The organism is Mucilaginibacter gossypii (assembly GCF_017569325.2).
In the GTDB taxonomy this organism is placed as follows: Bacteria; Bacteroidota; Bacteroidia; order Sphingobacteriales; family Sphingobacteriaceae; genus Mucilaginibacter; species Mucilaginibacter gossypii.
Window position 1 is genome coordinate 544514 of the sequence record NZ_CP071878.2, and the last position, 26659, is coordinate 571172.

General features: G+C 41.3%; 13 protein-coding genes. 8 read left to right on the forward strand and 5 right to left on the reverse strand.

Translation table 11 applies throughout. The features are described 5' to 3' along the window. Window positions 1-104: 104 nt before the first annotated feature. From J3L18_RS02515 to J3L18_RS02530, 4 genes are all read left to right on the forward strand, one after another. On the forward strand, window positions 105-1616 hold the full coding sequence (locus J3L18_RS02515; RefSeq protein ID WP_208102515.1) for an alpha-L-fucosidase: 1512 nt from the start codon (window positions 105-107) through the stop codon (window positions 1614-1616). A gap of 334 nt (window positions 1617-1950) precedes the next feature. Next, complete coding sequence (locus tag J3L18_RS02520) at window positions 1951-2532, forward strand: Crp/Fnr family transcriptional regulator (protein WP_129570654.1); 582 nt, start codon at window positions 1951-1953, stop codon at window positions 2530-2532. A 104-nt stretch (window positions 2533-2636) separates the two neighbouring features. Further along, window positions 2637-3476, forward strand: a complete 840-nt coding sequence (locus tag J3L18_RS02525) for an MBL fold metallo-hydrolase (protein ID WP_129570653.1) — start codon at window positions 2637-2639, stop codon at window positions 3474-3476. A gap of 12 nt (window positions 3477-3488) precedes the next feature. Continuing rightward, the gene (locus J3L18_RS02530; RefSeq protein WP_091170029.1) at window positions 3489-3878 is read left to right on the forward strand and encodes a nuclear transport factor 2 family protein; all 390 of its coding nucleotides are present in this window, start codon (window positions 3489-3491) and stop codon (window positions 3876-3878) included. 93 nt (window positions 3879-3971) lie between these two features. On the opposite strand, the gene J3L18_RS02535 is transcribed toward J3L18_RS02530, so the two are convergent. From J3L18_RS02535 to J3L18_RS02550, 4 genes are all read right to left on the reverse strand, one after another. Continuing rightward, window positions 3972-5438 (reverse strand): cellulase family glycosylhydrolase, encoded by a 1467-nt coding sequence (locus J3L18_RS02535; RefSeq protein ID WP_129570652.1) that lies wholly within the window; start codon window positions 5436-5438, stop codon window positions 3972-3974. Between the two features lie 384 nt (window positions 5439-5822). Then, window positions 5823-7037, reverse strand: a complete 1215-nt coding sequence (locus tag J3L18_RS02540) for a glycan-binding surface protein (RefSeq protein ID WP_129570651.1) — start codon at window positions 7035-7037, stop codon at window positions 5823-5825. A 35-nt stretch (window positions 7038-7072) separates the two neighbouring features. Further along, a complete protein-coding gene (locus J3L18_RS02545) occupies window positions 7073-8689 on the reverse strand; it encodes a RagB/SusD family nutrient uptake outer membrane protein (RefSeq protein ID WP_129570650.1) in 1617 nt (538 codons plus the stop codon). Window positions 8690-8700: 11 nt separating this feature from the next. After that, window positions 8701-11862, reverse strand: a complete 3162-nt coding sequence (locus tag J3L18_RS02550; protein WP_129570649.1) for a SusC/RagA family TonB-linked outer membrane protein — start codon at window positions 11860-11862, stop codon at window positions 8701-8703. A gap of 782 nt (window positions 11863-12644) precedes the next feature. Here J3L18_RS02550 and J3L18_RS02555 point away from each other — a divergent pair. The 3 genes from J3L18_RS02555 to J3L18_RS02565 all read left to right on the forward strand — a co-directional run bounded on the left by J3L18_RS02555 (window position 12645) and on the right by J3L18_RS02565 (window position 19403). Beyond that, on the forward strand, window positions 12645-14228 hold the full coding sequence (locus J3L18_RS02555) for a GH39 family glycosyl hydrolase (RefSeq protein ID WP_129570648.1): 1584 nt from the start codon (window positions 12645-12647) through the stop codon (window positions 14226-14228). 842 nt (window positions 14229-15070) lie between these two features. Further along, window positions 15071-16765, forward strand: coding sequence for a cellulase family glycosylhydrolase (locus J3L18_RS02560; RefSeq protein ID WP_129570647.1), 1695 nt, complete (start codon window positions 15071-15073; stop codon window positions 16763-16765). Between the two features lie 289 nt (window positions 16766-17054). Continuing rightward, window positions 17055-19403, forward strand: a complete 2349-nt coding sequence (locus J3L18_RS02565) for a glycoside hydrolase family 127 protein (RefSeq protein ID WP_129570646.1) — start codon at window positions 17055-17057, stop codon at window positions 19401-19403. Window positions 19404-19825: 422 nt separating this feature from the next. Here the strand turns inward: J3L18_RS02565 and J3L18_RS02570 are convergent, their stop codons facing one another. Next, window positions 19826-23941, reverse strand: coding sequence for a two-component regulator propeller domain-containing protein (locus tag J3L18_RS02570; protein WP_129570645.1), 4116 nt, complete (start codon window positions 23939-23941; stop codon window positions 19826-19828). Between the two features lie 841 nt (window positions 23942-24782). Between J3L18_RS02570 and J3L18_RS02575 the strand changes: the two genes are divergently transcribed. Next, window positions 24783-26255 (forward strand): RICIN domain-containing protein, encoded by a 1473-nt coding sequence (locus J3L18_RS02575; protein WP_129570644.1) that lies wholly within the window; start codon window positions 24783-24785, stop codon window positions 26253-26255. The last annotated feature ends 404 nt before the right edge of the window (window positions 26256-26659 follow it).

Here is a 26659-nt window from a genome sequence, read left to right on the forward strand (position 1 = left end):
TTGTTTGATAAAGACTATGCCGGAAGTTTTTCGCTTGCGCCCTATGAGCCCGAATTTATCGAACCGCGATAGATTTTTCTGTTTACATATAAATACCTGAAAAAATGATAACTAACCTTAAAAAGATTTTCGCGCTTAGCTTCGTCCTGTCCGGGATGTCGTTGATGCTGCGAGGACAAGAGCTGTCCGTTAACAATGGCCCGTTCAAGCCTTCGGATACTTCTTTTAAACAATACCAGTATCCTGCGTGGTTCAGAGATGCCAAGTTTGGTATCTGGGCGCATTGGGGGCCGCAAGCGGTGCCGCGCCAGGGTGATTGGTATGCCCGTAACATGTACATTCAGGGCAGCGAACAAAATAAATATCACGTTGCACATTACGGGCATCCGTCAAAGTTTGGTTATAAAGACATTATACCATTATGGAAGGCGGAAAAATGGGATCCTGAGAAATTGATGGCGCTATATAAAAAAGCCGGGGCAAAATATTTTGTTAGCATGGGCACCCATCATGATAATTTCTTTTTATGGAACTCTTCACTGCACCGGTGGAATGCCGTACAAATGGGCCCTCATAAAGATGTGGTTGGCATTTGGCAGAAGGAGGCTAAGAAGAACGGTCTTAAATTTGGCGTGTCGGAGCATTTGGGAGCAAGCTATACCTGGTGCCAACCCGCACATAGTGCCGACACCTCAGGCGCTTATAAGGGTGTTCCATATGATGCGAATGATCCAGCTTATGCCGATTTATATCATCCCAAAGCGAAAGCAGATGACCGCGGCTGGTTAACTAAGGACGCGGAATGGCAGCGCACGTGGTATAAGTCCGTCAAGGAACTGGTGGACACTTATCATCCTGATCTGCTTTACTCAGATAGCGGATTTCCGTTTGGGGATATTGGCAGGAATATGTTAGCTAATTTTTACAACGGAAATATGGCCTACAACAATGGCCAACTTACTGCCGTGTATAACTGCAAACAGCCTTCGCAGGGTATGTGGGTGCAGGACCTTGAACGAGGCGTTCAGGATTCCATCAGCCCGTATCCATGGCAAACGGATACTTCTATAGGCGATTGGTTCTATCGTACCGGCCAAACCTACAAAAGCGGTACCGATATTATACGGATGCTGGTAGACATAGTAAGTAAAAATGGGAACCTGCTGATAAATATTGTGCAAACACCGGAGGGAGATTTAGAGCCCGATATGTTGAATACACTTGATGAGATAGGCAAATGGACGGCTGATAATGGCGAAGGGATCTACGGATCACGACCATGGAAAAAATTTGGAGAACGCCCGGAAAACGCAGTGAAAGTTAAATCCGATAACTTTAATGAAGACCGGATGAAATACACAGCTGAAGATATCCGTTTCACCAGCAATGGCAATAAGTTATATGCATTTCTGCTTGACACCCCCACCGCGGATATTCGAATCAAATCGCTTGGTAAATCGTCGGTAATAAACATCAAAAAAATACGCTCCGTGAAACTTTTGGGCAGTAAAGAAAAAATACAATGGCAGCAGGAAGCGGATGCACTTGTTATCAAAAAGCCCTTAAACTTGCCCGCCTGGAAGGTATCAGGTTTTAGGATTGAGCTTGCTGATTAAGGGAAATCGGCTTAAGATAAATAAATTAAAAGACAGGCCCTTCTGCTTCAACAGAAGGGCCTGTCTTTTTCCGGAGACTAAAAGGAAGCTGCGTGCAATTCCTGCAATGATAAACTTCGATCTACTATTTTCGCTACATTAAAGCAGTCGATAAGCAGCTCTTTACCATATTTATTTTTATTAAAATCAAACTGGATTATCTGTAAATTAATAGAAGATTTGTTAATTTAAGAAACGTATTTGAAGATAGAAAAGTGAATATCAGGTGTATAAAGGTTGTTATATGATATGCTTGACTTGGCTTTCTCCTGTGCTGTGTTATTAATTATATTCTATGAACCAACTACTGCGTAATAACATCGCCAGGCACGTTTCGCTCAGCGAAGATCAACTGCAACAGTTTCATGATCTTTTTGAACCCCGGTTGTTTAAGAAAAAAAGCTATTTTCTATCAGAAGGACAAATTTGTGCCCATGAAGGTTTTGTGCTGAAAGGACTTTTCCGTGTTTACCATGTGGACGCAAACGGTGTTGAGCAAGTTCTTTATTTTGCGCCCGAAGATTGGTGGATTGCTGATATAGACAGTTTTTCTAACCAAAAACCATCAAACCTGTTTATTGAAGCTTTGGAAGATAGTGAAGTCCTGGTCATTTCCCGGAAAAATAAAGAACTCGCTTATGAGCATTTCCCGGCCATCGAGAAGCTGTTCCGTATCATGACGCAGAAAACGCATGTAGCCTTGCAGCGCAGGATGATCGATAATTTGAGTAAAACGGCCGATAAACGATACCAGGATTTTTTAGCAAAGTATCCGGATTTATACAACAGGTTATCCAACAGGCAAATAGCGGCATACCTGGGGATTAGTCATGAGTTTTTGAGCAAAATCCGTAATAAACTGGCAAAGGAGAAGTAGCTATCTTTTTGCGTTTGTTGAACTTGTTCAATGTTTTTCGTTTGAGCCATGGATACCTTTGTTTATTCTATTAATCAACAAGGTTTAACAAAAGGTTTTTAACTATGGAAACGCAGGCACAGCAATTTAAACAATTTCAATCAGGCAATCTTACACTTGATGTATTTATAGCAGCGGAAACCAGTTTTGGCGTAACATCAACAATTATTTCGGGGAAGACGGAAGCAATGCTCGTCGATGCCCAGTTTACCCTGGCCGAGGCGGAAGTTGTTGCGGAGTATATCAAAAACTCGGGCAAGAAATTATCTTTAATTTATATCAGTTATGCCGATCCCGACTTCTATTTCGGATTGGAGATATTCAAACGCTACTTTCCTGAGGTTACAGTTTACGCAAATGATACAACCATTGAGCATATTAAAGCAACCTCGCAAAAAAAGCTTGACGTTTGGGGAGGCCGCCTTGGCAATGCCCTTACCAAAAATGTGGTATTGCCGCAATTGCTAAAGGATGGTTCATTTGAATTGGAGGGCGAAAAAATTGAAATATACGGACTTGAAGAATTCCTTTCGAGGTCTTTTGTATGGATCCCTTCCGTAAAAGCTGTAATAGGGGGCATTAATATTTTTGGCAGCAATTTCAACCTGTGGACAGCCGACGCACAAACGCCCGATGCCCGCGATAAATGGATAGCTATCCTGGATAAGATTACTGCTCTGGCACCATCTATTGTAATTCCTGCCCATACTGATCAGTATTCCGCTTTCGATACTGCGTCAGTGTCCCACACTAAAAACTACCTTTTATTTTACGAAGAAGCCCTGAAAGCAAATAAAACATCAGGGGAGTTGATTGCTGCTATAAAAAACCATTATCCCGATCTTAAGTTTGATATAGCACTTCAGATTGGAGCTAAAGTAAACACAGGCGAAATGAAATGGTAAATATTAAAAGCAATGACAAATCTTGAAATTGTAAAGAGCACTTACGAAGGGAAATCTTCGGAAGAAAACGGCAAAAACCTTCAAAAATTTCTCGCACCTGATGCTGTTTGGACAGAGGCCGCGGGATTTCCGCTCGCCGGCACTTATATAGGTTTTGAAGCGATTGCCCAAAATGTGTTTTATCGCCTGGCTACCGAGTGGATCGATTATAAGTTTACGCTGGAGGGTTATGTTGCTGATGGCCATAAAGCAGTTGCCTTTGGTACATATAGCGGTACCTATAAAGAAACAAACAAATTTTTTAAAGCGCGCGTGGCGCATCTTTGGCAACTGGAAAACGGCCTCATAACGTCTTTTGAACAGTTTGTGGATAGTAAAACGGTTGATGAGGCAACAAAATGAATAATTAATCAATGAGGCTCAGTTGAGTTCATTATTGATTTGAGGGCGCGACAAAAAAATGCCCGGGGCCAGTGGAAGCCCCGGGCGTTTTTTTTAATTTACGCCTTGCTTAATAGCGGTTATCGTACGCTGATCTTTTACTGTATAATTTCTTCTGTCCAGAGCGCCGCCTGTATCCCAATAAAATGGCAGCATGCCACGTGTTTTTGCTTGTTTTGTAACATAAAAATTCCAATAGTCTACCGCATCTTCATGTGTTGGTAAATCTAAAGGAACGTGCGCTGTGTTGTCGCGCCTGTAGGCACCATATTCGCCTAAAAGAACAGGAATCCCTTTATCAACGAAGTTTGTCTTCATTAGGTTGAATGAGGCGTCGACATCGCTCTCTTCACCCCAGGTGGCATTTCGTTCAGGCTCAATAGCCGAGTGATGCCCTGTGCCCCAATAATAAAACATTTTACCCCAGCTTGCATCATTGTCCAACAGGCAGCAGAACTGAAATGGAGAGTAGTAATGTACCTCTACCATCAGCTTGTTTGTCACCTGATCTTGCGGAAGATTGGTCATAAAAGCACTTGTTTTCTCCATATTAGTAGAGGGGCCCTGAAGTACCAATACACGATAGGCATTTTTTCCACCGGTTGATCTAACCGCGTTAATAAAGGTTTGATGATAGGTAGAAAGTATTGCTGTCGCTGCGGCATCATCTGCTGCCGGCTCATTGGCACTGGCAAACATCAAATGCTCGTCAAAATCGCGCATGGCCGTTGCAATTTGTTCCCATAATGCCTTTTGTTTAGCATTAACTGAATCTTGTTTGGCTTGGGTAATGTTATTTTCAAGCCAGCCACCATCCCAATGGATGTTAAGCAACACATACATATCATTGTTTACGCAATACCCTACTACTTCTTTTACCCGTTTTATCCAGTTTGGATCTATTTGTGCAGTTGCCGGGTTACTTAAATGGCCCATGTTCCAGGCGCAGGGGAGGCGTATGGCATTAAAGCCTTGCTGTTTTACAAATTTTACATAATCTTCAGTGATTAGCGGATTGCCCCAGCCTGTTTCGCCGCCAGAAGCTTCCAGTGTATTGCCAATATTCCAACCCAATTTTATTTTCGTGGCAAGCTGAACAGCGTTACTGCTCATCCCGGTTGCATCAGGAGCTATTGGTGAAGTATTGTAATTGGGGAAAAGGTTTGATGTTTGAGACACTTTTAAGGTTCTCGCCTGTCCGTTTGAGGAGTTTATGGTAAGGGTACTGGAACGTGTTGATCCTGTACCGTTTTCTGATAACGTTTTGATATGAATAACGATACTGCCGCTGTTGCCTGAGGTGGTGCTTAACTGCAGCCAGGTGGAGCCTAGATTAACGATATTCCATGTTGCATTACAGGAAATAGAAAAATCCTGTGCACCGCCCTGGGGTGTAAAAGTTATTGCTGTTTGGTTTACAGTAAGTTCCGGCGGGGCGTTATTCGTTTTTTTACACGAAAAAAACGAAATCAATACAATTGGTATTAAAAATACTGGTTTTAAGAAAAATGTTTTTTCCATTTTTTAAATGATTGGTAATAAATTCTTTGTTTGTTTTTGCATGCGATTATTGGTTTGGGTTAGGTAAGTATTAGAACAATTATGGTGTAGTTATTTGAGGTACGCAGAACCGTTTTTTTAAATTTCATGCTGCACATAACCTTGTTAGCTTACGTTGTTAAAAAATGCCGGGGCCCTGCTAAAACCCCGGGCATTCACCTATTCAACTAACTTTTACTTTTTAATTTAAACTGTTGTCAGGTTATGAACAGTTATATTAAATTCTTTACCGGAGTTTTCTCCGTATCTCAGCTTTCAGAGTTTTAATATCCAGGCATCAGCTAAAAAAATGCCGGGACCTGTTAAGGCCCCGCGCATTCATTTATAATCAACTAACTCTCTCGCTTATTTAACTCTTACTACTCTGATATTATCAATGGCTGCCTCAAAATTTTGAACAGTACTTGAGCCATCATTAGTAAATGTAACGTTGATGGCCCCGGCTCCTGATGAACCAAGCAGATCTGAAAGCGTTGGTGCCGGAAAGCCTTTACTGTCAACAAAATTTGACAATGGAATGGTAACTGTTTGCCAGCCCTTGGTAGTAAACGGAACTGTTGCTCCTGTGGAGGTTTTCCATGGATGATAAAGGGCTGAATAATTCCATGAATAATCTTTTACTATTTGGATAGAGCCGTTTGTCCATGGCTTGGTAACCGATATCTCGAATTTTAAAACATAATGGCTTAAGGTATCTTTCATGTTGGCCTGAGGTATCCATTGCGCCGAGTTTGTATTGATTGACCTGCCGTCATTCCACCAGGATCCATCGCCGGCAGGGACATTTGATGCTTTCATGATCCCATAATAACCAGCGTTGCCAGGGTAGTTTGCCGAACTGTTGGAAGTGCCCGAACCCCACGAGAAATTATTAATGTTATCGTAATTATTCAATACCCCGTTTACAAAATTGTGTATCGAATAAACAGTAGCGGCTTTGCCTGATTTTGTTTCAACGCTTACAATACCACCCGTTTGCGTAATGCCTGCAGGCACCGCAAGACTAATGCTTGTACCATCATTTGACGATTTAAAGTTGGTGATATTAATTCCGCCGTAAATGACGCTTTTAACAAAGAAGAAGCTAAGCCCGTTTATTTTAACCGAATCGCCCGGGTTAGCGTCTTCGTTAGAAACGCCTGTAATAGTAGGGGCGGGCGCTACAATAGGGAACGAAAACGTAGTTTGACCATGATTGGTGATGTATTGAATGGTATTCAGCTTTTCCGAAGGCACCGTCGGGAACGCAATAACAGCCGGAATCAGGGCGATAGCGCTGGTATCTGAAAACCATGCGTCATTAAAAGAGCCTTTTACGCCATCAAAATTGATAGCAAGTGCACCTTTTAAATTTTTACCCGAAATAACTACCCATTGACCGGTACCCACACTGCTCAGTAGCGAATCCCCGGGATGGGCAACATAATTACGAATAGAGGTAATCACAGGAGTCCCTTTTGATGATGATGTTGCATCCTTTTTACAGCCGGATTGCATAAATGCGGCCGCAACAAGCAAGGCAAGCAGCAAACAGCTTTTAATATGATTTAATTTTTTCATGATTTTAAGAATTATCTAAACGATTCTGAATGCAATTAATAATAGGGTACAGGGGCCTCTAACAACTTAGGGTCTGCCGTTTGCTCATTTGCCGGTATAGGCAGCGTAAATGTGTTAACGGTCGGCGGCGTTATGATGAGGCTATTATTAGATGCTTTTTTTACTCCAGTGGCCGGATCATAGCTAAATTGCGAACGCGGTATATACCTGTTATTAGGATCAGGGTCATTTGTAAGGGTTATTTGCTTACTAATTATCGAAATTGCCTTATTAGGGTCGTAATAAGAAAGGCGCACAAGGTCAAACCAGTACTGGCCTTCAAAGGCCAGCTCAATCCGTCTTTCTTTCATGATGATATCGGGAGTAAGTTGGATAACAACATCAACACCGGCCCTACTGCGTACCTGATTGAAGTACAGCAATGCATCCGTGTTAGTGGTTGATGCGTTGTTGCCTAATAAAGCTTCGGCATAAATTAAATATACATCGGCAAGGCGTAATACAGCATTATGCTCGATAGATGACCAAAGGTCCATAGTAGGCGAGTTGTTATCGGCGGCGGTACCTACTATGTGTTTTTTAACGTTTACACCAGTTGCTGTGTAACCTCCACCTGCCGCGTTAAGCTCAGGGTATTTATCACCGGTAAGCATAAATGTAGCTTTGCGGCGTACCGAGTCCTGGGCAGTATACTGGTTTGCAAGATCTATCGTTGGGCCAATTGCGCCGCCCCAGCCGCCGCCGCCGGTAACAAGGCTGCCGCTTGGTGCAAATTGGGCTTGTATGGAATTACCTTGCCCGTAAGGTACGCCAGGCGCCCATTGATAGGCAAATAATGATTCAGAATTGTCATTATACTGTGTCCTGAAAAGATTGTAGTAGCTTGGTAAAAGAGATAAACCGCTGGTTTTGCAAACATTACCGGCATAGTACGCGGCGCTATCCAGATCAGACTGGTTGCGTGAGCCTTTTTGATTTAAACCGGCCCGGGTTAAATAAACTTTTGCCAGCATACCCTGCGCCGACCATGTAGTAACACGGCCAGGCTGATCAGTTCGGGGCAAATTAGCAACGGCGTATCTTAAATCATTGATAATAAACTTGTATACATCCTCAAGCTTATGGCGAGGTACCAGCGGGTTAGCTATCAACTTGTCATTATCTTCTACAATAGGTACAGGCCCCCATAACTGGGCAAGATAAAAATAGGAAGTAGCACGAATAAACCTGATTTCACCAAGCGCGCTTGTTTTACTTTTTACGGCTACGCTATCGGGCATTTTGGTATTAATGGCTTTAATATTGATGTTGCAATGCGCTATAACGTTAAAAAAGCTTTGCCATGCCGATGTTAGCGTTCCGTTTTGCGGCGTGATGGAAAAGGTAGTAAGCTGAACGAGATCGGCATTATAAGGCTGTAACATATTGCCGCTCATGATATCCCCCATCCCAAGCAATGGAAAGTTATTCCAGGTAGCCCAGGGCTGCGCGTAAAGTGTAGCTGTAGCCAATCTTAAATCCGAACCGCTTTTATAAAAATTATCGGTAGTAATACCGGTTAAAGGGGGGCGGTTAAGGTAATCTTTTTTGCAGCTGCTTATCATAATTATACCGATAACCAGCAAGACTATATTTATTTTGATACGTTTCATAAATCTTGATTTTAATTGTTTAGGGATACATTCAGGCCAAATGTGTAAACGCGCGGCTGTGCATAATATCCATTATCGATACCGGCTGCTAATGGGTTCCATGAGCCAATCTCAGGATCGTAGCCGGTGTATTTGGTAATGGTGAACACATTGGTTACGTTAACATATACCCTCAACGATCTTAATTTGATCTTATTCAAAAGGTTATTTGAAAAACTATATCCTAAAGCGATGCTTTTGCACTTTAAATAGGAACCGTTTTCGACGTATTTGTCGGAAAAGCGCTGGTTATCATTACCACTGCTTTGGCTGATCCTGACGATGTTGGTTGAAGGGTTTGTAATGAATACATTGTTGATATCCGAACTGGAACCGGTTGGATTAATCAAACCGATTTTAGCATAGTTGAAAACAGATGGAAAATAGCCAAAGTTTTGATTAGGGTTATCGCCGTTAACCTTTAACTGGTTATAAACTTTATTGCCATAATTGCCGGCCATAAAAATATTCAGGTCGAAATTTTTATAGCTAAAGCTGTTATTGATGCCAAATTGAAATTTAGGCATGGGCGAGCCCAGAAAGGTTTGATCGTTTGCATCAATTTTACCATCGCCGTTAATGTCTTTAAAAATAACATCACCTACCCAAACACCACCTGAGCCTGGCGTTATAGGTATAGGGCCGCTGCCATTTTGGGGCAAGGCGGTGTATTTTGCAAAGTCGGCGGCGTTTTTGTAAATACCCAGCACCTGGTATCCGTAAAATTCGCCGATTGAACGGCCAACAACAGTTTTGGAAACAGATCCGTAGATTGCCGGGGTGCCGTCAACCAATGCAAGTACTTTGTTAATATTTCGGGTAAAGTTGATGTTGGTGCTCCAGTTAAAATATTTTGACCGGATATTTTGTGTATTAAGTGAAAATTCGAAGCCCTTATTGCTCACCGCGCCAACGTTTACATATGGCGCTTGCACTGCGCCGGGTGAATATCCGCCGGCGGCAAATGTGCCTGAATAATACGGTAAGGTAAGGCTAAGCAAAAGGTTGTTGGTTTTGCGGTAATAAACATCGGCCGTTAAACTGATCCTTCCGTTTAACACAGTTGCATCCAAACCAAGGTTATATGATTTTGTAGTTTCCCACTTGATGTTCGGGTTACCAGTTGTAGTAGTTATTTGCGAATTACCCGATAAACCGGTGGATATTGTACTTAGAGTTGAACCATAAGCATATTCAGCAATATTTTGATTGTTTACCAATCCGTAACCGAGCCTAAGCTTAAGATCATTAATCGCTTTTATACTTTTAAGAAAGCTTTCGTGGTTAATCTTCCAGGCAAGGGCACCTGAATATGTGGTATTCCACCGGTTGGCTTCAGCAAATTTCGACGAACCGTCATGACGTACGGTTGCGGTTAACAAATAGCGGTCGTCATAAGTAAAGTTAGCCCGGCCAAAATAGGCCTCTAAAGCGCCTTGTCCTTTAACACCGGTATTGGTTGCAGTTGTGGCGTCGCCGCTGCTGATTGTTTGTACGTTATTACTTGCAAAATTGGTTCGGGTAGCCGATATGCCGCTATTTTTAAGCAACTGGGCTTCATGGCCAGCCACTACGTTTACCCAATATTTTTTTGCAAATGTGTGCTGGTAGGTTAAATAATTCGAGATTGAGTTATAGAAATTTTGCGCGCTTGAAGCGGTACCACTGTTATTGCTCTTGGTGTAAGCGCCCATAACATAGCTTGGGTTAAAATAATCTTCAGTTGCAAAGTCAAAATTTCCGGCAACCTCATTGCGCAATGTTAAATCCCTGGTGAATTGGATTTCTGCATAAGCATTGCTAAATAGCTGATAACGGCTTTTAAAATCTTTTACAATAGTTGCTATTGCAAACGGGTTAGTGCCCACGGCACCATAAATATTGGGGTCATTGCCTCCCCATGTACCATCAGGGTTTTTTACAGCTACATCAGGCGTTTGGTTAAGCGCCTGTAAAATCACACCTGTGTTGGAAGTGGTAACATTCTCGGCCACATGCGCCATATTCAAGTTGATACCAACCTTTAACCAATCGGTAGTTTTATTATCAATATTTGCTTTAACCGAAGTACGTTTAAAATCCGAACCTAACGCTATCCCTGTTTGTGAAAAATAGGTGCCTGATATATAATATTTTGTCCTGCTATCACCACCGCTGATGGCTAAATTATGGTTTTGCATAGGAGCTGTACGGAACAGCGCTTTTTGCCAGTTGGTACCAACACCCAGGTATTGCGGATTTGCAAATTGCGGCCGCATATCATAACCGATAATTGCCGATTTTTCATTCATGAAAGTGGCGTACTGCCTTAAATCCATCACATCATAATACTTGGGTAATTTTTGCCAGCCTTGGTATCCGTCATAACTAATTAGCGGAGGACCTGTGGTGCCTTTTTTAGTGGTAATAATAATTACACCGTTAGATGCCTGCGAACCATAAATAGCGGTCGCTGAAGCGTCTTTTAACACATCTATCGAAGCTATATCTGAGGGGTTGATGCTGGATAAGGGGTTAGTGCCATTGCCCGCAATAGCCGACTGTCCATTCGGTGGGATCTGCACCCCGTCGATTACATATAGGGGAGGGGCGCCTGTAAAACCGCCCAAACCGCGGATCTGCACGTTAACGTCACCACCGGGCTGGCCTGATACCTGTTGTACAACCACACCCGCTACTCTTCCTTGTAAGGCCTGGTCAAATGTGGTAGGTTGCGCTTTTAATAGGTCTGCCGCTGTTACTGACGATATAGCCCCGGTAAGGTCATGTCTTTTCCTGGTGCCATAACCAATTACAACAACTTCGTTCAAGTCGCTGGTTGCGGGTTTTAGGGCTACGTTTATAACGGTAGATGAGCTTACGTATATTTGCTGTGAATTGTAACTTATAAAGCTAAAAATCAGCACATCCCCATTTTTTGCATTGATACTGTAGCTGCCATCTGCACCAGATAGTGTGCCCGTTGGCGAATCCTTTACTTTAATGGTTACACCGGGCAGCGGCTGATTATTGTCTGTACTGGTAATTTTACCTGTAATTTTAACACTTTGCGCGTAACCTGTAAGGTTTAACAACAACAAAGTTGTAAACAGCAGTACTACATGTCTTAATCTTTTTCGTAAATCTTTTTCCATGTTAATTGGGGTTCATAATTGTTTGGTTATTTGGTTTGTTTATTTGATTGGTTTCGGACTTGATTTATCCTGTCATATTCATATTTGATTACAGTGGAACTGAAGTTGGCGAGAGCATCGGGATATTTACACGGAAGCATACCTGCGTAATGCGGACGGGATATTTACAACAAATCCTGAATTGATTTTTTTAATGGTTTGCCTCGTGAATGGCACAAGTATTAATAAGTACGCGTTTTGGCATAATGCTTAGTTTAAATTAGGTTATTCATAAAATTGGTTATCATCTGTCCCGTTGTTCAGGCATCAGACTACGGCATCGGTATAGAAGATATGCCGCTTTATGGAGGATGAAATTAGATGACCAATCGCAATCGATTGTTTACAAATGGGGGTACAAATGTTAATTAAAATTAACTAATTGATTATAAGTCAATTAAAGTTGTTTTTATCAATAATAGGCGTCAAAACGCCAATGCAGAGCCAGCAATATTCCCAAAAAAGCTAAAAGTGAAGCTTTAAGAACAGCTATTGACATTTAAATTTGAAGGTAAAATCGCCGAAAAGTACTAACAAATGCGAAAATAATACCAATTTTAAAAACTGTTGAAGAGACCGGCGAAGGTCATTGCAGATACGATCATCAAAAATTAACATTTGTATCCCTATTTACCAACAATAAGGAGCATGGTGCAACATAAATTTGCAGCCTCTGATATGATATTGCTTAGCTTCGTTTATTGCTGCGTACCAATATTGTAAGCTGAGATATAAAAATCAATATGAAAATCTTACCCATTATTTTAGGAAGCCTTTTTTTTAGTAACGTTTTTGCTCAAGGTAACAACCCGGAAAAAGTAAATCAAGCTAAAAGGGTTATCAACATCGATTTTAAAAAAGAAAAAGGACGTTTTAATAGGTCATTTAATTTTTGTGTAGGAGCAGGGCGCGCAAATGAAGGCTTGCGGTCCGACTGGCAGCAGCAATTGGCCACTGTACAAAAAGAATGCGGTTTTAAATATATCAGGATGCATGGCCTGCTTACAGACGATATGGCTGTTTACCGGGAAGACAGGAATGGTAAGCCGGAATATAATTACCAATACGTTGACGCTTTATATGATTATATTTTAAGTATAGGCATGAAACCGTTTGTTGAACTGGGGTTTATGCCGGGAGCGTTGGCAAGTGGTAATAAGACAATTTTTTGGTGGAGGGGAAATGTAACACCCCCGAAAGACTATAATAAATGGGAAGGTTTAATCCGTAACCTTACTCAGCATTTTACCGAGCGGTACGGAATTGACGAAGTTAAAAAATGGTATTTTGAAGTTTGGAATGAGCCGAACCTCAAAGATGGTTTTTGGACAGGTTCGCAAGAAGAGTATTTTAAATTGTATCAATATAGCGCGAAGGCGATAAAAAGCGTAAACCCAGCCTATAAAGTAGGGGGGCCGGCTACTGCCGGTGCGGCATGGGTACCTGACATGATAGATTTTTGCAGCAAAAATTCAGTTCCTATTGATTTTATAAGTACCCATGCTTATGGTGTAAAACAAGGCTTTTTGGACGAGTACGGTTCAACCGGTACCGTACTTGACAAAAACAAAGGAAGCGTTAGCGGTGATGTTCGGAATTCACGCAAGCAAATAGAAAACTCCACAATTCCGGGCCTCGAATTACATTATACCGAATGGAGCTCATCTTATACTCCGTCAGATCCCATACACGATAGTTATCACGAAGCGGCATATATACTTGAAAAATTGAAGCAAACCGGATCTGCAGCCAATTCCATGTCTTACTGGACGTTCACTGACATCTTTGAAGAGGCCGGACCACGGTTTACGCCATTCCACGGAGGTTTCGGTTTACTCAATACTCAGGGGATAAAGAAGCCGGCTTTTTTTGTCTATTCTTTTTTAAACAAATTAGGTGAAACGGAAATAACAGATCAGGATAGCTCCTCCTGGGCCTGTAAAAATAAAAAAGGGGATGTTCAGGTGTTGCTTTGGGACTACACTTATACTTTGCCTGATTCTGTCAATAACCAGGCTTACTATGTCCGCGACCTGCCTGCTAAATCAAAAGGAGAGGTTGAATTGGTAATATCCGGTATGCCCAGCGGCAAATATCGGATGGAAATCTATAAAACGGGATATAAAGTAAATGATCCGTACACAACGTACCTGTCTTTCAATAAACCTGCTCAACTGACAAAAACAGAGGTTGACAAACTAAAAAAGGAAAATAATGGTGCAGCCATCTGGCATGGGGATATTATAGTAAATACATCAGGTAGGGCGTTTAAGAAACTTCCTGTCAGGGAAAACGATGTTGCTTTCATTAATATCGTTAAACTATAGCAGCCTTCAGTTATCTCATTTTAATACGTCAGCAGATGATACTCATTTAAAAGTATCACCTGCTGGCGTATGCCCGGGTAGTTTGTTAGTTAATTAGCAAAGCTAAACCTCTTACACAGTTATTTTCATCTTCGGCAGCTCAATTAAGCTGCACGCATATTTATTCGTTTTATATACCGGTTAAAATTCACAATATAGCCTGTCCGCATCGAATTTGGCAATTGGTGGCTAACTGGTGAGCAACATTTATTACTGATCGGATATTTTATAAATATCCTTATGACTACTTTAAATAATATTCAGGGTTTCTTTTTTTTTGTTGTATACCTGATTTGAAAAATCACCATAGCCATTAAGAAAGTAAGGGAGGTATAAAACCCCAAATTTTGTAGCGGCGAACCCACGGACATGGTCACGGCTGTTTCTTCTATTTTGCTAATCATTTAAAGTAGGTTGAGGTATTAATAATATTACTAAATTACTATTATTTACAACTTAAAGGAGTGAAATGAATTAGTTTTATTTAAATTACTATAGTAGGGCCTTAATCTCAGTTGATAATAATTTTCGTTATATTTTATCTTGAATTATATCTATAGTATTCAAGATTATAGTCACCAGTATCATATTTTCTTTTAAATTAAACATTCAGTACCCTATTTATTCACTTTTGTGGCCTTTTTGGCCTATATATTTGGCTCCCAAACCAATGGCCTAAGAGAGGCTTTAACCAAAAAACAACCTGCACTGATTTAAAACAGAAGCACAATCGCTAAAACGACGTTTGTTTATGCGCTATGTTTAATTGTTCTTTTTTGCTATAAACCAATTAATATTTAAATATGAGAACACTTAACTATTTTTTCGGCGTAGCCGCGATTTTATTGTTTACCCGGTGCCAAAAGCAACAAATTGCCAGTCCGGTTGTTAAGATGCCTGTTTCCAAAGCAGTTAAAACATTGGCTATAACCAGTTATCCAAATTACAATACGTCACCTCTTGCGCCTGATCAAACAGGGGTAAGCAGTACAGCCGCACAGCTTGCAGCAAGGTTTCAATTGGGGTGGAATATAGGTAATACGCTGGAAGCAAGTGGATCAGAAACTGCCTGGGGCAATCCATTAGTTACACAGGCACTTATCGACGGAGTAAAGAAAGCCGGTTTTACGGCAATTCGTATTCCCTGTGATTGGGACCAGTACTCTGACCAAAACACCGGGCAAATACAGCAATCGTGGCTTAACCGGGTGCAGCAGGTTGTTCAATATTGCGTTAATGACGGCTTATATGTGATATTGAACATACATTGGGACGGGGGATGGCTGGAGAACAATTGTACCACCGCTGCACAGGCCGCAGTTAATGCCAAACAAAAAGCCTTTTGGGAACAAATAGCTACTCAAATGCGAGGCTTTGACGAACATGTGATCTTTGCCAGCGCAAATGAACCTGCAGTATCTGATGCTACGGGAATGGGGGTACTGCTTTCTTATCACCAAACGTTTGTCAATGCGGTGCGGTCAACTGGGGGGCATAACAGTTACAGGGTGCTCCTTATCCAGGGGCCGGGTACTAACATTGATAATACCAACAGTTTAATGAATATCTTGCCTACAGATCCGGCATCCAATCGACTGATGGTTGAAGTGCATTATTATACTCCCTTTAATTTTGCCGGTTTGTCATCAGATGCAAGCTGGGGCAGTATGTTCTATTATTGGGGCAATGGCTACCATTCTACAACGGATGCTTCAAGGAATCCCACCTATGGTGAGGAGTCGGATGCAGTTGCAGAGTTTCCTTTGATGAAGTCTAAGTTCATTGACAAGGGCATTCCGGTGATATTGGGCGAATATGGAGCTATCCGGCGGACCACAACACTAACGGGAGATGCGTTAACATTGCATCTTGCAGGCAGGGCGTATTATCTTAATTATGTTACCCATAAAGCATTACAATATGGCTTGCGTCCGTTTTATTTTGATGACGGCGCGACGGGTAATAATGCATTCAGGCTTATGAGCAGGCAAACTAACGGAGCGGCCGATCAACAAGGTTTAGCCGCAGTAATACAGGGCGGGCAAAACAATACGTCTTCATCGATTCAGGTTGGGCAGGTTTATCAGATTTACAGCAGAAACAGTTTTAAAGCCCTGGAATTTGCAGGTTGGGGAACTGCTAATCAAACACAGGCCGATCAGTGGGACTATTTAGCAGGGGCAAACCAGCAATTTAAAGTGGAAGATGCGGGAGGTGGTTATTACAGGTTAACGCCTATGCACGCCACAGGAAAGTGCCTTGAAGTTTATGGCTGGAGCGGAGCTGACGGCGGGCAGATAGATTTATGGGACTACAGTGGCGGCGCAAATCAGAAATGGTCAATTCAGCTAACCGACAACGGATATTATAAAATTATCAATGCCAACAGTGGGAAGGCTTTGGACATTACCGGAGCTTCACTTAATAACGGCATTGCAGTTGAGCAATGGACTTATTCCGGAAGCCGCAATCAACAATGGGGTTTTGTGAAAATATAATGTAACTATTAGAAAGAATTATGGCCTTTTTAGGCTATTGTATTGATAGGTAAAAAGGCAAAAAACAAAAAGCCTTCAGATTTAGCGATTTGAAGGCTTTTGTTTTTCATCGATTGCTTTTTTAATCTTTAAATCGGCCAGTCCGCCCGGAAATGTATGCGATGCATCCCTGCAAAAACTTTCCATTCTTATCAAACAGCCCTTAAGAATGGTATACTTTTTCCATGATGTTGTTTTTTTATTGTTGTTTTAACACTTAATGATGTATCTTGGCGATAAAAACCCAATTATGAAACGCATCGCTTTTTTATTAATTCTTAGCCCATTTTTGCTGTGGGCGCAACAAAAGCAGGTTGTCAAAAGCTTCCCTCTACAGGATGTCAGGCTATTACCGGGGATTTTTAAAGAACAGGAGCAGACAGACCTCAACTATATGCTTGCCCTGCAGCCCGACCGCCTGCTTGCACCTTTTAGGAGGGAGGCGGGGCTGCCACAAAAAGCTAAAAGTTATACAAATTGGGAAAATTCGGGCCTGGATGGGCATATCGGTGGCCACTATCTTTCTGCCCTGGCTATGATGTATGCTTCTACCGGTGATAACCGTATACGCCAGCGCCTTGATTACATGATCAATGAGCTTAAATTGTGCCAGGACAAAAACGGTGGCGGATATTTGGGTGGCGTGCCTGGAAGCCGCGAACTTTGGCCCCAGGTAATGAAGGGTGATTTTACAGATTTCAATAAGAAATGGGTGCCTTTCTATAATATTCATAAAGTATTTGCCGGGCTGCGCGATGCATGGCTGTATGAAAATAATCAAACAGCAAAAGTCATGCTGATTAAACTGGCAGATTGGTTTTACAATATCAGTACAGCACTTAGCCAGTCACAAATGCAGCAACTGCTTGGGAATGAGCACGGAGGTGTCAATGAGGTACTGGCAGATGTATACGGCATCACCGGCGAAAAGAAATACCTTGACGCGGCCTACAGTTTCTCTCACCAGGCTCTCCTTCAGCCGCTTGAAAAAGGTCAGGATAAACTGGATAATTTACATGCAAATACGCAGATCCCCAAAGTGATAGGTTTTAAGCGGATTGCTGATTACAGCGGTGATACCGCTTACAATCATGCTGCGACGTTCTTTTGGCAAACCGTGGTACATCATCGGTCGGTAGCAACAGGTGGTAACAGCGTAAGGGAACATTTTAACCCTGCTACAGATTTCTCAACCATGATTTCCAGTATTGAAGGACCCGAAACATGCAATACCTATAACATGCTTAAGCTTACCGAAGATCTGTACAGGTCAGATCCGAATATTGCCTATATCGATTATTACGAACGGGCGTTGTATAATCATATCCTTACAACCCAGCGGCCGGGGAAGGGCGGTTTTGTTTACTTTACACCGATGCGCCCCGGGCATTACAGGGTGTACTCCCAGCCACAAACAAGCATGTGGTGTTGCGTTGGCTCCGGTATGGAAAATCATTCAAAGTATGGTGAAATGATCTACAGTCATTCAGATAACGAGCTATATGTTAATCTGTTTATTCCATCACAACTTATATGGAAGCAAAAAGGCTTGCAAATGAGGCAGGAAACCGGGTTCCCTGACAAGGAAACAACAAGGCTGAAGATTTTGAAGACTGGCAATAGCGCATTCGGGATAAACATCAGGTACCCATCATGGGTAAAGGCCAGCGCGCTTTCAATTAACATCAATGGCCGGCCTGTTCAAGTTACAGCTCAGCCGTTATCATATGTGCAGCTAAAAAGAAAATGGAGGAAAGGAGATGTCATCACCGTCCAATTACCGATGCAGACAACGACAGAGAAACTTCCTGACGGCTCTAATTATGAAGCCGTGCTGCACGGGCCCATCGTACTTGCTTCAGTGATTGATACAATTGCCCAAAAAGGCCGTGAGGCTGATGATGGCAGGATGGGGCATGTTGCTGCGGGTAACCTTTATAAGCTTACTGATATGCCGGTTTTTGTAAGCGATTCTGCTAATGATGCCCCGATGACAGTTGCTGATAAAAATAAACCAATGTCCTTCACTGCCGTGCGGTTAATTTACCCGGCTAAATACCGAAACCTGAAGCTGGTGCCGTTTTACAAGATCCAGGATGCACGCTATGTTGTGTACTGGCGAAAAGAATCAGCCAAAGGCTTCGGCGAATTGCAGGCTAAGTTAGCGGAGGAGGATGCGAAGGAAGCAAAACTAGCTGCTAATACCATCGATATGCTGACTCCGGGTGAGCAACAGCCTGAATCAGATCATTTCATGGAAAAGGAAAATTCTTTTGCAGGTGTTAATTTCAACAGGCACTTCAGGGCTGCTACAGGCTGGTTTAGCTATAAGCTGACTGATAAAGATAAAGCAGCAAAAAAGATTAGTGTTACGTATTTTGGGACGGAAAGGAACCATAAATTCAGCATTTTTCTAAATGAGCAGGAACTGGTGAAAGTTGATTTAAAGGATGGTAAACGTGACGCTTTTTATACCGTTGAATATGACCTGCCTGTAAATTTGAAATACAACGCAGACCAAAGTCTTCGGGTAAAATTTCAGGCGGATAAGGGTGCAATGGCCGGGCCTGTTTATGAAATACGACTTTTGAATAATTGAGGGCTTAAATCCGTTCCAAAGTGTTGCAATAACGGGATCGGTTCACTATTGTCCGGTAAAATCTATTCGATACATATAAATACTATCAGGGCCTCAAAAAGGCCATTTTTTGTGTGCTTTTCAGAAGTAAACCGCTGTTTTACCTAAAATTATTCTTGCCTTTAGAACCCGGCTGTCCGGAACTTTACTACATAATATTCATCACGTTTCCTGTAATGCGTATAAGATTAAGTAAACAGTATTGTTTTGCTTTTCCGTTGGGAAACGGTTTACCGGACGACTTTTTATAATATTACTTCTTCAAAAAATCAAAAAGTAAAGTATAATCAAACGCGTACTAGCCGGGATAGGTTTAAAATAGCCAATAATTTACCGGCTAAGATTAAGTTTAACTTTTTAAAAAAGAATAAATAAGACAGGTATTACGGGTTTATTTTCCTTTCGCTCCCCTGGTAAACCATGGCGTTTTTAAAATTCTTCCTGAATTTTTTGATGTATTCAGAAGGTTTTAAATCAAACACTTTCTTAAACTGCTCACGAAAGTATTTGATATCTTTTATTCCAACAGCGTAAGCGGTTTCCAGTATATTTAGATCGCTGTGAACAAATAGCTGTGCGGCTTTTCGCAATCTGATAGCTCTTATGAAGCTATTAGCTGGCTGCCCTGAAATCATTTTGATTTTTTTGTAGATACCCGAATAAGACATATTTAATTCGGAGGCTAAGGATTGCAGATTAAAATCAGGATCAGTTATATGATCTTCCACAATGCGGATACAGGAATCCAGAAATCTTTTGTACTCGATAGAGATAGTGTGCGGGTTGTTGTTCAGCGTAATTTCATTATAAAAGTATTGCTGAAGTGTGTTTCGGCTTTTAAGCAACCCGCTAACCCGTGCTTTCAGGATGTCTTTGTCAAAAGGTTTTCCAATATAATCGTCGGCGCCTCCTTCAATACCTTTTAGTTTAATTTCATTTGATGCACTGGCGGTTAATAAGATAACGGGAACATGAGATGTTGTCATATTCTCTTTAATAGCGGCGCAAACTTCTATCCCGGTCATGCCCTGCATCATCACATCGCATATGACTATATCCGGCCACTGCTCATTAATAATTTTGATTCCATCCTCACCACTTGGCGCTACAAGAACATTATATTCAAGTTTAAATATCTGGCGGAGATACTCTCTCATATCCTCATGGTCATCGATGATTAACAGTGTTTTGAGGTCAGACACTATTACTTCCTCTCCCTGATCTGCTGCGGGTACTATATCATTGGCTGTAGTTTCAGAATCGATCAACTCTTTTAAAAACTCAGAAGTAGCTGTTGGATGTTCTGAGATGATCTGATCTTTTAAATGCGATTTCCCTTTTTTTAAAGTGATTGTAAAAGCTGTCCCTTTTCCCGCTTCGCTGTGATATTCAACAGTTCCGGCCTGACGCTCTACAAAATTTTTAACAAGATAAAGTCCAAGGCCAAACCCTCCGTTTGACGTACTGGCCAAATCAGACACCTGGTAAAACCGGCTAAAAAGTCTTTCGCCAACTTCAGGTGGGATTCCACAGCCGGTATCCTCAACGATTATTGAAACTGTCTGTTCAAATTCCCCTGCACAAACACGAATTCTACCGAGTTTTGGAGTGAACTTCATCGCGTTTGAGAGCAAGTTAAACAGCACGATCTCTGTTTTTTCCCGGTCGATATAAACATTCAAACAATCGGTTGGTGATATGAATTCAAGTTGAATGTGTTTTCTTTTTGCTTCATGTACAAAGCATAAATAAACCTCCCTGCATAAATCGATTATATTAACACTACTTATCCTCAATTGATCAGATTCCGATTCGGCCTTTTTGAAAAGCAGCAACTGATCTACTAAACCTAATAACCGGCGTGCGTTCCTGTAAACGATGGTTAAATTGGAGGTATCAACCGCCTTCTTTTCATTATATAAAAGTTCCTTAATAGGATTAATGATCAACGTTAATGGTGTTCTGAACTCATGCGAAATATTGGTAAAGAAGGCAAGCTTTCGTTCGCTGAGCTCCTTTTCCTTTTCGCTTTCATAATGAGCTATCTGGATTTCATATTTTAATTTAGCCTGACGGTCCCGGTATAAAAGATACAGGTTAATTACCCCGCCAATGATTATGGTATAAATTGTATATGCCCACCAGGTACGGTACCATGGCGGCGAAATAATGATGATCAGGGATTTGGGCGTCTTGTTCCAGATACCATCATTATTACTTGCTATAACTTTGAATCTATAAGTTCCGGGATTAAGGTTGGTGTAAGTAACCCTTCGTTGGTTACCGTTAAAATTCCATTTTTCGTCAAAGCCTTCCAGTTTATACCTATAACTATTTTTTTCCGGATGAGTATAATTAAGCGAAACAAATTCAATTGAAAATACATTTTGATCATAGTTAAGAAAGGCAGTATCTGCTGTACCAACAGGTCTTTTCAATGGTGAATCAGCACCGGGTTTTACAGATTTATTAAACACCTGAAAATCGGTAAAGTAAACCTCTGGGATTTTATCGTTCAACTTGATTTTTGAAGGATCGAATACCACTACACCTGAATTTCCTCCTAAATAAATTTGCCCATCTGCCGCTTTGTAAATAAGCGAATGCGAAAATACGCCGTCGCCCTCATCAAAATTAATTATGGATAATGGTTGGGGCGTAAACTTTGATACCCCCGTGGCAGAATTGATCCAAAGATTTCCCACCTCATCTTCAACCACACTGTTGAAAACGTTGCTTACAAATCCGCTTTTACGTGAATAAACAATAAAAGAATCGGTTTCCGGAGCATATTTGTTCAATCCGTCGGCTGTGCAGATCCAGATATCCTTTTTGCTATCCTCAAATATGCAATGCACAATATTATTACTGAGGCTGCTTGCAATTTTATCATTATAAGTATAGTGGTGAAAAATCCCGGTTTTAGGATCAAAACGATCAACACCGTTTCCGCTTGTTCCGATCCATACATTGCCTTTGCTATCTTTTAAAAGATTATAAATATGGTTACTGGCAATTGAATTGAGGTTTCTGTCGTCATTATAATAATGTTTAAATTGCCGTGTTTCTTCATAGTAAATCTTTAAACCGGCATCTGTGGCGAGCCAATATTCATGAGGCCTTACTTCAAGAATATCCCTGAAAACATCTTCGTTAAAAAAATTACTCAGGGCCGAATGGTGAAAATGATGGATAAACCTATTATTGCTGCTGTCAAATTTATCGAACCCGTTTTCGGTTGCTGCCCATAGCGCCCCCTCATTGTCCAAATATATTTTACCAACCTGGTTACTGCTGATACTTGAGGGATCATTGGTATGTTGAAATAACTTTGTCGTCTTCTTCAGTAAATCAAATTTATAAAGCCCTTCGTTGGTAGCCAGCCACAACATATTGCCTTGCAATAACATACTTTTTGCTTCGCGGGGCGCGATTGATAAGGGGATGAAACGGAATTTATATTGTGTAAAATCAACTTTTGTTAAGGCGTCTTTGCCACAAAGCCACATAATACCGGCCCCATCATTATAAACATATCCATCCGCAGTACTATTAATATCGCCAATCTTTCGCCATTGACCATTACCCTTATTTATAAAATAGAACCCGCCGTTACTTCCAACAACTAAGGTGGAGTCATTAGCCTTATCAATGCTAAAAGCTCCTACGTTGATATTATCGTGACTTGAAAACCGGGTATATTGCTGGTTTTTAGGATTAAAACAAAAAAGGCCGCTCCAATAGGTACCCACCCAAATGCAACCGTTTTTTTGATCGTAAAAAAGGCTCCAAATATCATTGGGGCTTTTTTTAAGCTGAGATTCAGTCTGCGGATAATTGCTGAAATGTTTACTTACCTTATCGAATTTATTTAATCCACCATTCCAGTTTCCCAGCCACAGGTTTTTTTTATCATCCTCAACAATTGCATTTACCGACTTGCCTTTTATTGAAAATCGATCATTCTGATTGGGTTTATAACTAACAAAAGATCGCTTATTTGACACATATTGATTAAAACCATCATCCGTACCTATCCATATTGTTCCTTCTCTGTCGCAGAAGATCGAAAAAATCTTATTATTACTTACCGACTCTTTGATCTTATCGCTATGATAAAATCGTTCAAACTTCTCAGTATTGGGATCTAAAATGTTTAAGCCGTCCATGGTGCCAACCCATATCTTTCCGTTCTTGTCTTCGGCCAGCGCACTGATAAAATTTGAACTTATACTCGCAGTGTTTCCGGGAATATTCACTAAACTTTCAAAAGTGTAGCCGTCAAACTTACAAAGCCCGTTATCCGTCCCTATCCACATATACCCCCGGCTGTCTTTAAGTGCCACTGTTACATTTTCAGATGGCAGGCCATCATGAGTGGTATATGATTTTAATGCAAAATTCCTTGCATCGTTAGCTGGAAAAGTTACCGGAGCCTGCGCGTTCACAACACTGACATACAGAAGATTAATCAGAAAAAACAAGACAACTTTACGCATAAATCCGTTATCACTTTTAATTAGGCAAATACAACACTCCGTATCATCACTAACATTTTTTACACTATAAACCAGTTATCGCCGCTTGGCTTAGGCAGGCCATGCATTTAATATTGTACTTAATACACTTGTAACCTTCAACAATTCGGCAATGTAAAAACAGAGTTTGTTGGCTGTGCCACAAGTGCCTGCAAATAATTTTCTAATATCCAGGTATTAGATGTTCATTTGATGAATTTTCCTGTAAGGACCAATAGGCATCAAAAACTCATTTAATGCTCATTAAAATGATTCATCAATTCGCTTAACTTTTGGCAGAGCCTGTCATATAATGCTGGAATACTAAGTTTATAAGGCATTCAAATGTAAATAATTATTAATTGTATTTATAACAATAATTACGAACAAAAGGCATTCGTTGAATCGGCGGAAAGGCAAATTAAAAGCTGTGCTATTGTAATAAACCCTGATAAAATGCCACTTTATCCCCTCAATATTGAGGCTTTACCCCCTTTTCAATTCCTACTTTTTAAAAGAAATTTAGGACAACCATATAAACACGGATTTTCATCCTCCGACATTACGTATAGCCATTTTTAATGGCTAATTAATTACTGACGGTTACATGCCGCAGTGATTGACAGTTAATTATCGGCAGAAAATCTATTGTTCAAAACATCTGCCATGATAATATTTGATTTGAGCCCGAATATGCATTCGGTCAGTTCACTGCCGACCGATATAATTCCCTTCATATTAACGCTGGGAAGGGCCCCGCCGTAATTAAAAATTAAAACCGATTGATCAAAAGAGCTACTTATTTAACACCTGATATAAAATTATGAGAAAAAATTTAACTACCGGGGCATTATGCTGCCTGTTAGCCCTGGCCATGGGCTGTTCTAAAAACCCTATTCAAAAAGGCGCTGACCTATCAGGCCAGAAATTTGGAAAACAATCATTTGCCCTTTCAACTACCAATACAAACGGTTTCAGGGGTATAAACTGGGCCGACCCTAACGGAAACGAGGGAGATGGGAGGGTTGTATTGCCCAGTGGTATGACAACATCGCTTACCGCTACACAGGCTGCTACGTTGGCCACTAATATATCCAGTGCCGTTAAAACAAGCGGCGGCACCACCATCAGGATGCCGATAAACCCCTGGACTGCCTCAAGCTCAACTTATTGGCCGGTTTACCAGGCTGCAATTAACGCGGTTGTGGCAAACGGCTGTAAAGTAATACTTTGTTATTGGCCGGTTGGGGTACACCATGTACCTGATACTGCACAATGGCATACCATGTGGGCAACAGTAAATAATGTATATAAAAACAATACATCGGTATTATATGAACCTATCAACGAGCCGGTTGATTATTCAAGTACCGACCTGAACAACTTATATGCTGGTTTCTTAACCACTTACAGCCCGGCCGATGGAAAATGTATCCTTGATGGTACCGGGTATGCCGCCGACGTAACTGCGGTTGGTGCCGATTCAAGGTTAGCCAACCAGTATCTTGGACTGCATTGCTACTGGTGGTTCTGGGGCTCATACAATGTTTGGTCAAGCTACTATAATATCATGTCGGCCCGTACAGGTTCATACGCATCTCGTACTATAGTTACCGAGGTTGGTATTGAAACATTCAGGAACATGAGCTTCTGGTGGCAATGGGATACCGGCGTATATGTTGACCAGGCATTCCTGACCGGATCGCTTGCCTATGCCAAGGATAATTCAATGGGAACAATAGCATGGTCCGGAGTTAATGACATTGATACCTATCGCTGGTATACAGCAAATAATAACCTTACCGAGGTTAGCCCGGGTACTGCCAATATGTTCAGGTGGTCATGGAAACTTACTGCCTCACCTGTATGGATAGGGCCGGTAGCCGACGGGCGATATCAACTTCAAAACCGTGCATCGGGCCTTATGCTCGATAACCTGGGCAGCACAACTGATGGTGCAGCTGTAGCTCAATGGGCATCAGGAACAAGCAATAACCAAAAATGGAATATAAGCTACACTGCCGGTTATTATACTTTAAGTTGTGTTACCGGAAAAGAATGTCTTGATGTGGGTACTAATACCGCAGATGGATCAAATGTTTTACAATATGTAGTAGGCACGAGTACAAACCAACGTTGGTCGCTTGTTTCAACCGGAGATGGCTATTATAGGGTAATTAATCTTACCACAGGCAAATGCCTTGATACCGGAGGTTTAACTTCCAATGGATCAGCTGTACAGCAGTGGCCACAGGGTTCAAGTTATAACCAGCAATGGAAACTTATTGCTCAATAGAACATATTTAATTGCCAGGGTAAGCATTCCGCTTTAGTTTAGAAACACATTGTTGAAGGCTGTCTCAAAAGGACGGCCTTTTTTTGTTTTCAATCAATTCATAATTATAGAGATTCCAAATTCGTTAGGCTTTAAAAGCCGTTTCTTAAAATAAGTGAAAAGCACATCCATCATATCTTAATGACTGTTTAAATTTTGTTTGAGAAGGTTTTACATAGAGCGGGATCACATTCGAAAGTCATTCCCTTTTAACCAGCCATATACTCTCCGATCTTTTACTAATAGGGCGTAGAATTTTCAATAAGATACAAGATAGATGCATTATACATGCATTTATAATGCTACAACCCTCGATAGGTCGCCGTAACCGGCAGTCCTATCGAGGGTTGTAGTTAAAGAAGGGG

What these genes read in the sequence shown, in the direction of transcription:
- J3L18_RS02515 (WP_208102515.1), top strand. Translation starts at nt 105, where the DNA reads ATGATAACTAACCTTAAAAAGATTTTCGCGCTTAGCTTCGTCCTGTCC.
- J3L18_RS02520 (WP_129570654.1), top strand. Translation starts at nt 1,951, where the DNA reads ATGAACCAACTACTGCGTAATAACATCGCCAGGCACGTTTCGCTCAGC.
- J3L18_RS02525 (WP_129570653.1), top strand. Translation starts at nt 2,637, where the DNA reads ATGGAAACGCAGGCACAGCAATTTAAACAATTTCAATCAGGCAATCTT.
- J3L18_RS02530 (WP_091170029.1), top strand. Translation starts at nt 3,489, where the DNA reads ATGACAAATCTTGAAATTGTAAAGAGCACTTACGAAGGGAAATCTTCG.
- J3L18_RS02535 (WP_129570652.1), bottom strand. Translation starts at nt 5,438, where the DNA reads ATGGAAAAAACATTTTTCTTAAAACCAGTATTTTTAATACCAATTGTA.
- J3L18_RS02540 (WP_129570651.1), bottom strand. Translation starts at nt 7,037, where the DNA reads ATGAAAAAATTAAATCATATTAAAAGCTGTTTGCTGCTTGCCTTGCTT.
- J3L18_RS02545 (WP_129570650.1), bottom strand. Translation starts at nt 8,689, where the DNA reads ATGAAACGTATCAAAATAAATATAGTCTTGCTGGTTATCGGTATAATT.
- J3L18_RS02550 (WP_129570649.1), bottom strand. Translation starts at nt 11,862, where the DNA reads ATGGAAAAAGATTTACGAAAAAGATTAAGACATGTAGTACTGCTGTTT.
- J3L18_RS02555 (WP_129570648.1), top strand. Translation starts at nt 12,645, where the DNA reads ATGAAAATCTTACCCATTATTTTAGGAAGCCTTTTTTTTAGTAACGTT.
- J3L18_RS02560 (WP_129570647.1), top strand. Translation starts at nt 15,071, where the DNA reads ATGAGAACACTTAACTATTTTTTCGGCGTAGCCGCGATTTTATTGTTT.
- J3L18_RS02565 (WP_129570646.1), top strand. Translation starts at nt 17,055, where the DNA reads ATGAAACGCATCGCTTTTTTATTAATTCTTAGCCCATTTTTGCTGTGG.
- J3L18_RS02570 (WP_129570645.1), bottom strand. Translation starts at nt 23,941, where the DNA reads ATGCGTAAAGTTGTCTTGTTTTTTCTGATTAATCTTCTGTATGTCAGT.
- J3L18_RS02575 (WP_129570644.1), top strand. Translation starts at nt 24,783, where the DNA reads ATGAGAAAAAATTTAACTACCGGGGCATTATGCTGCCTGTTAGCCCTG.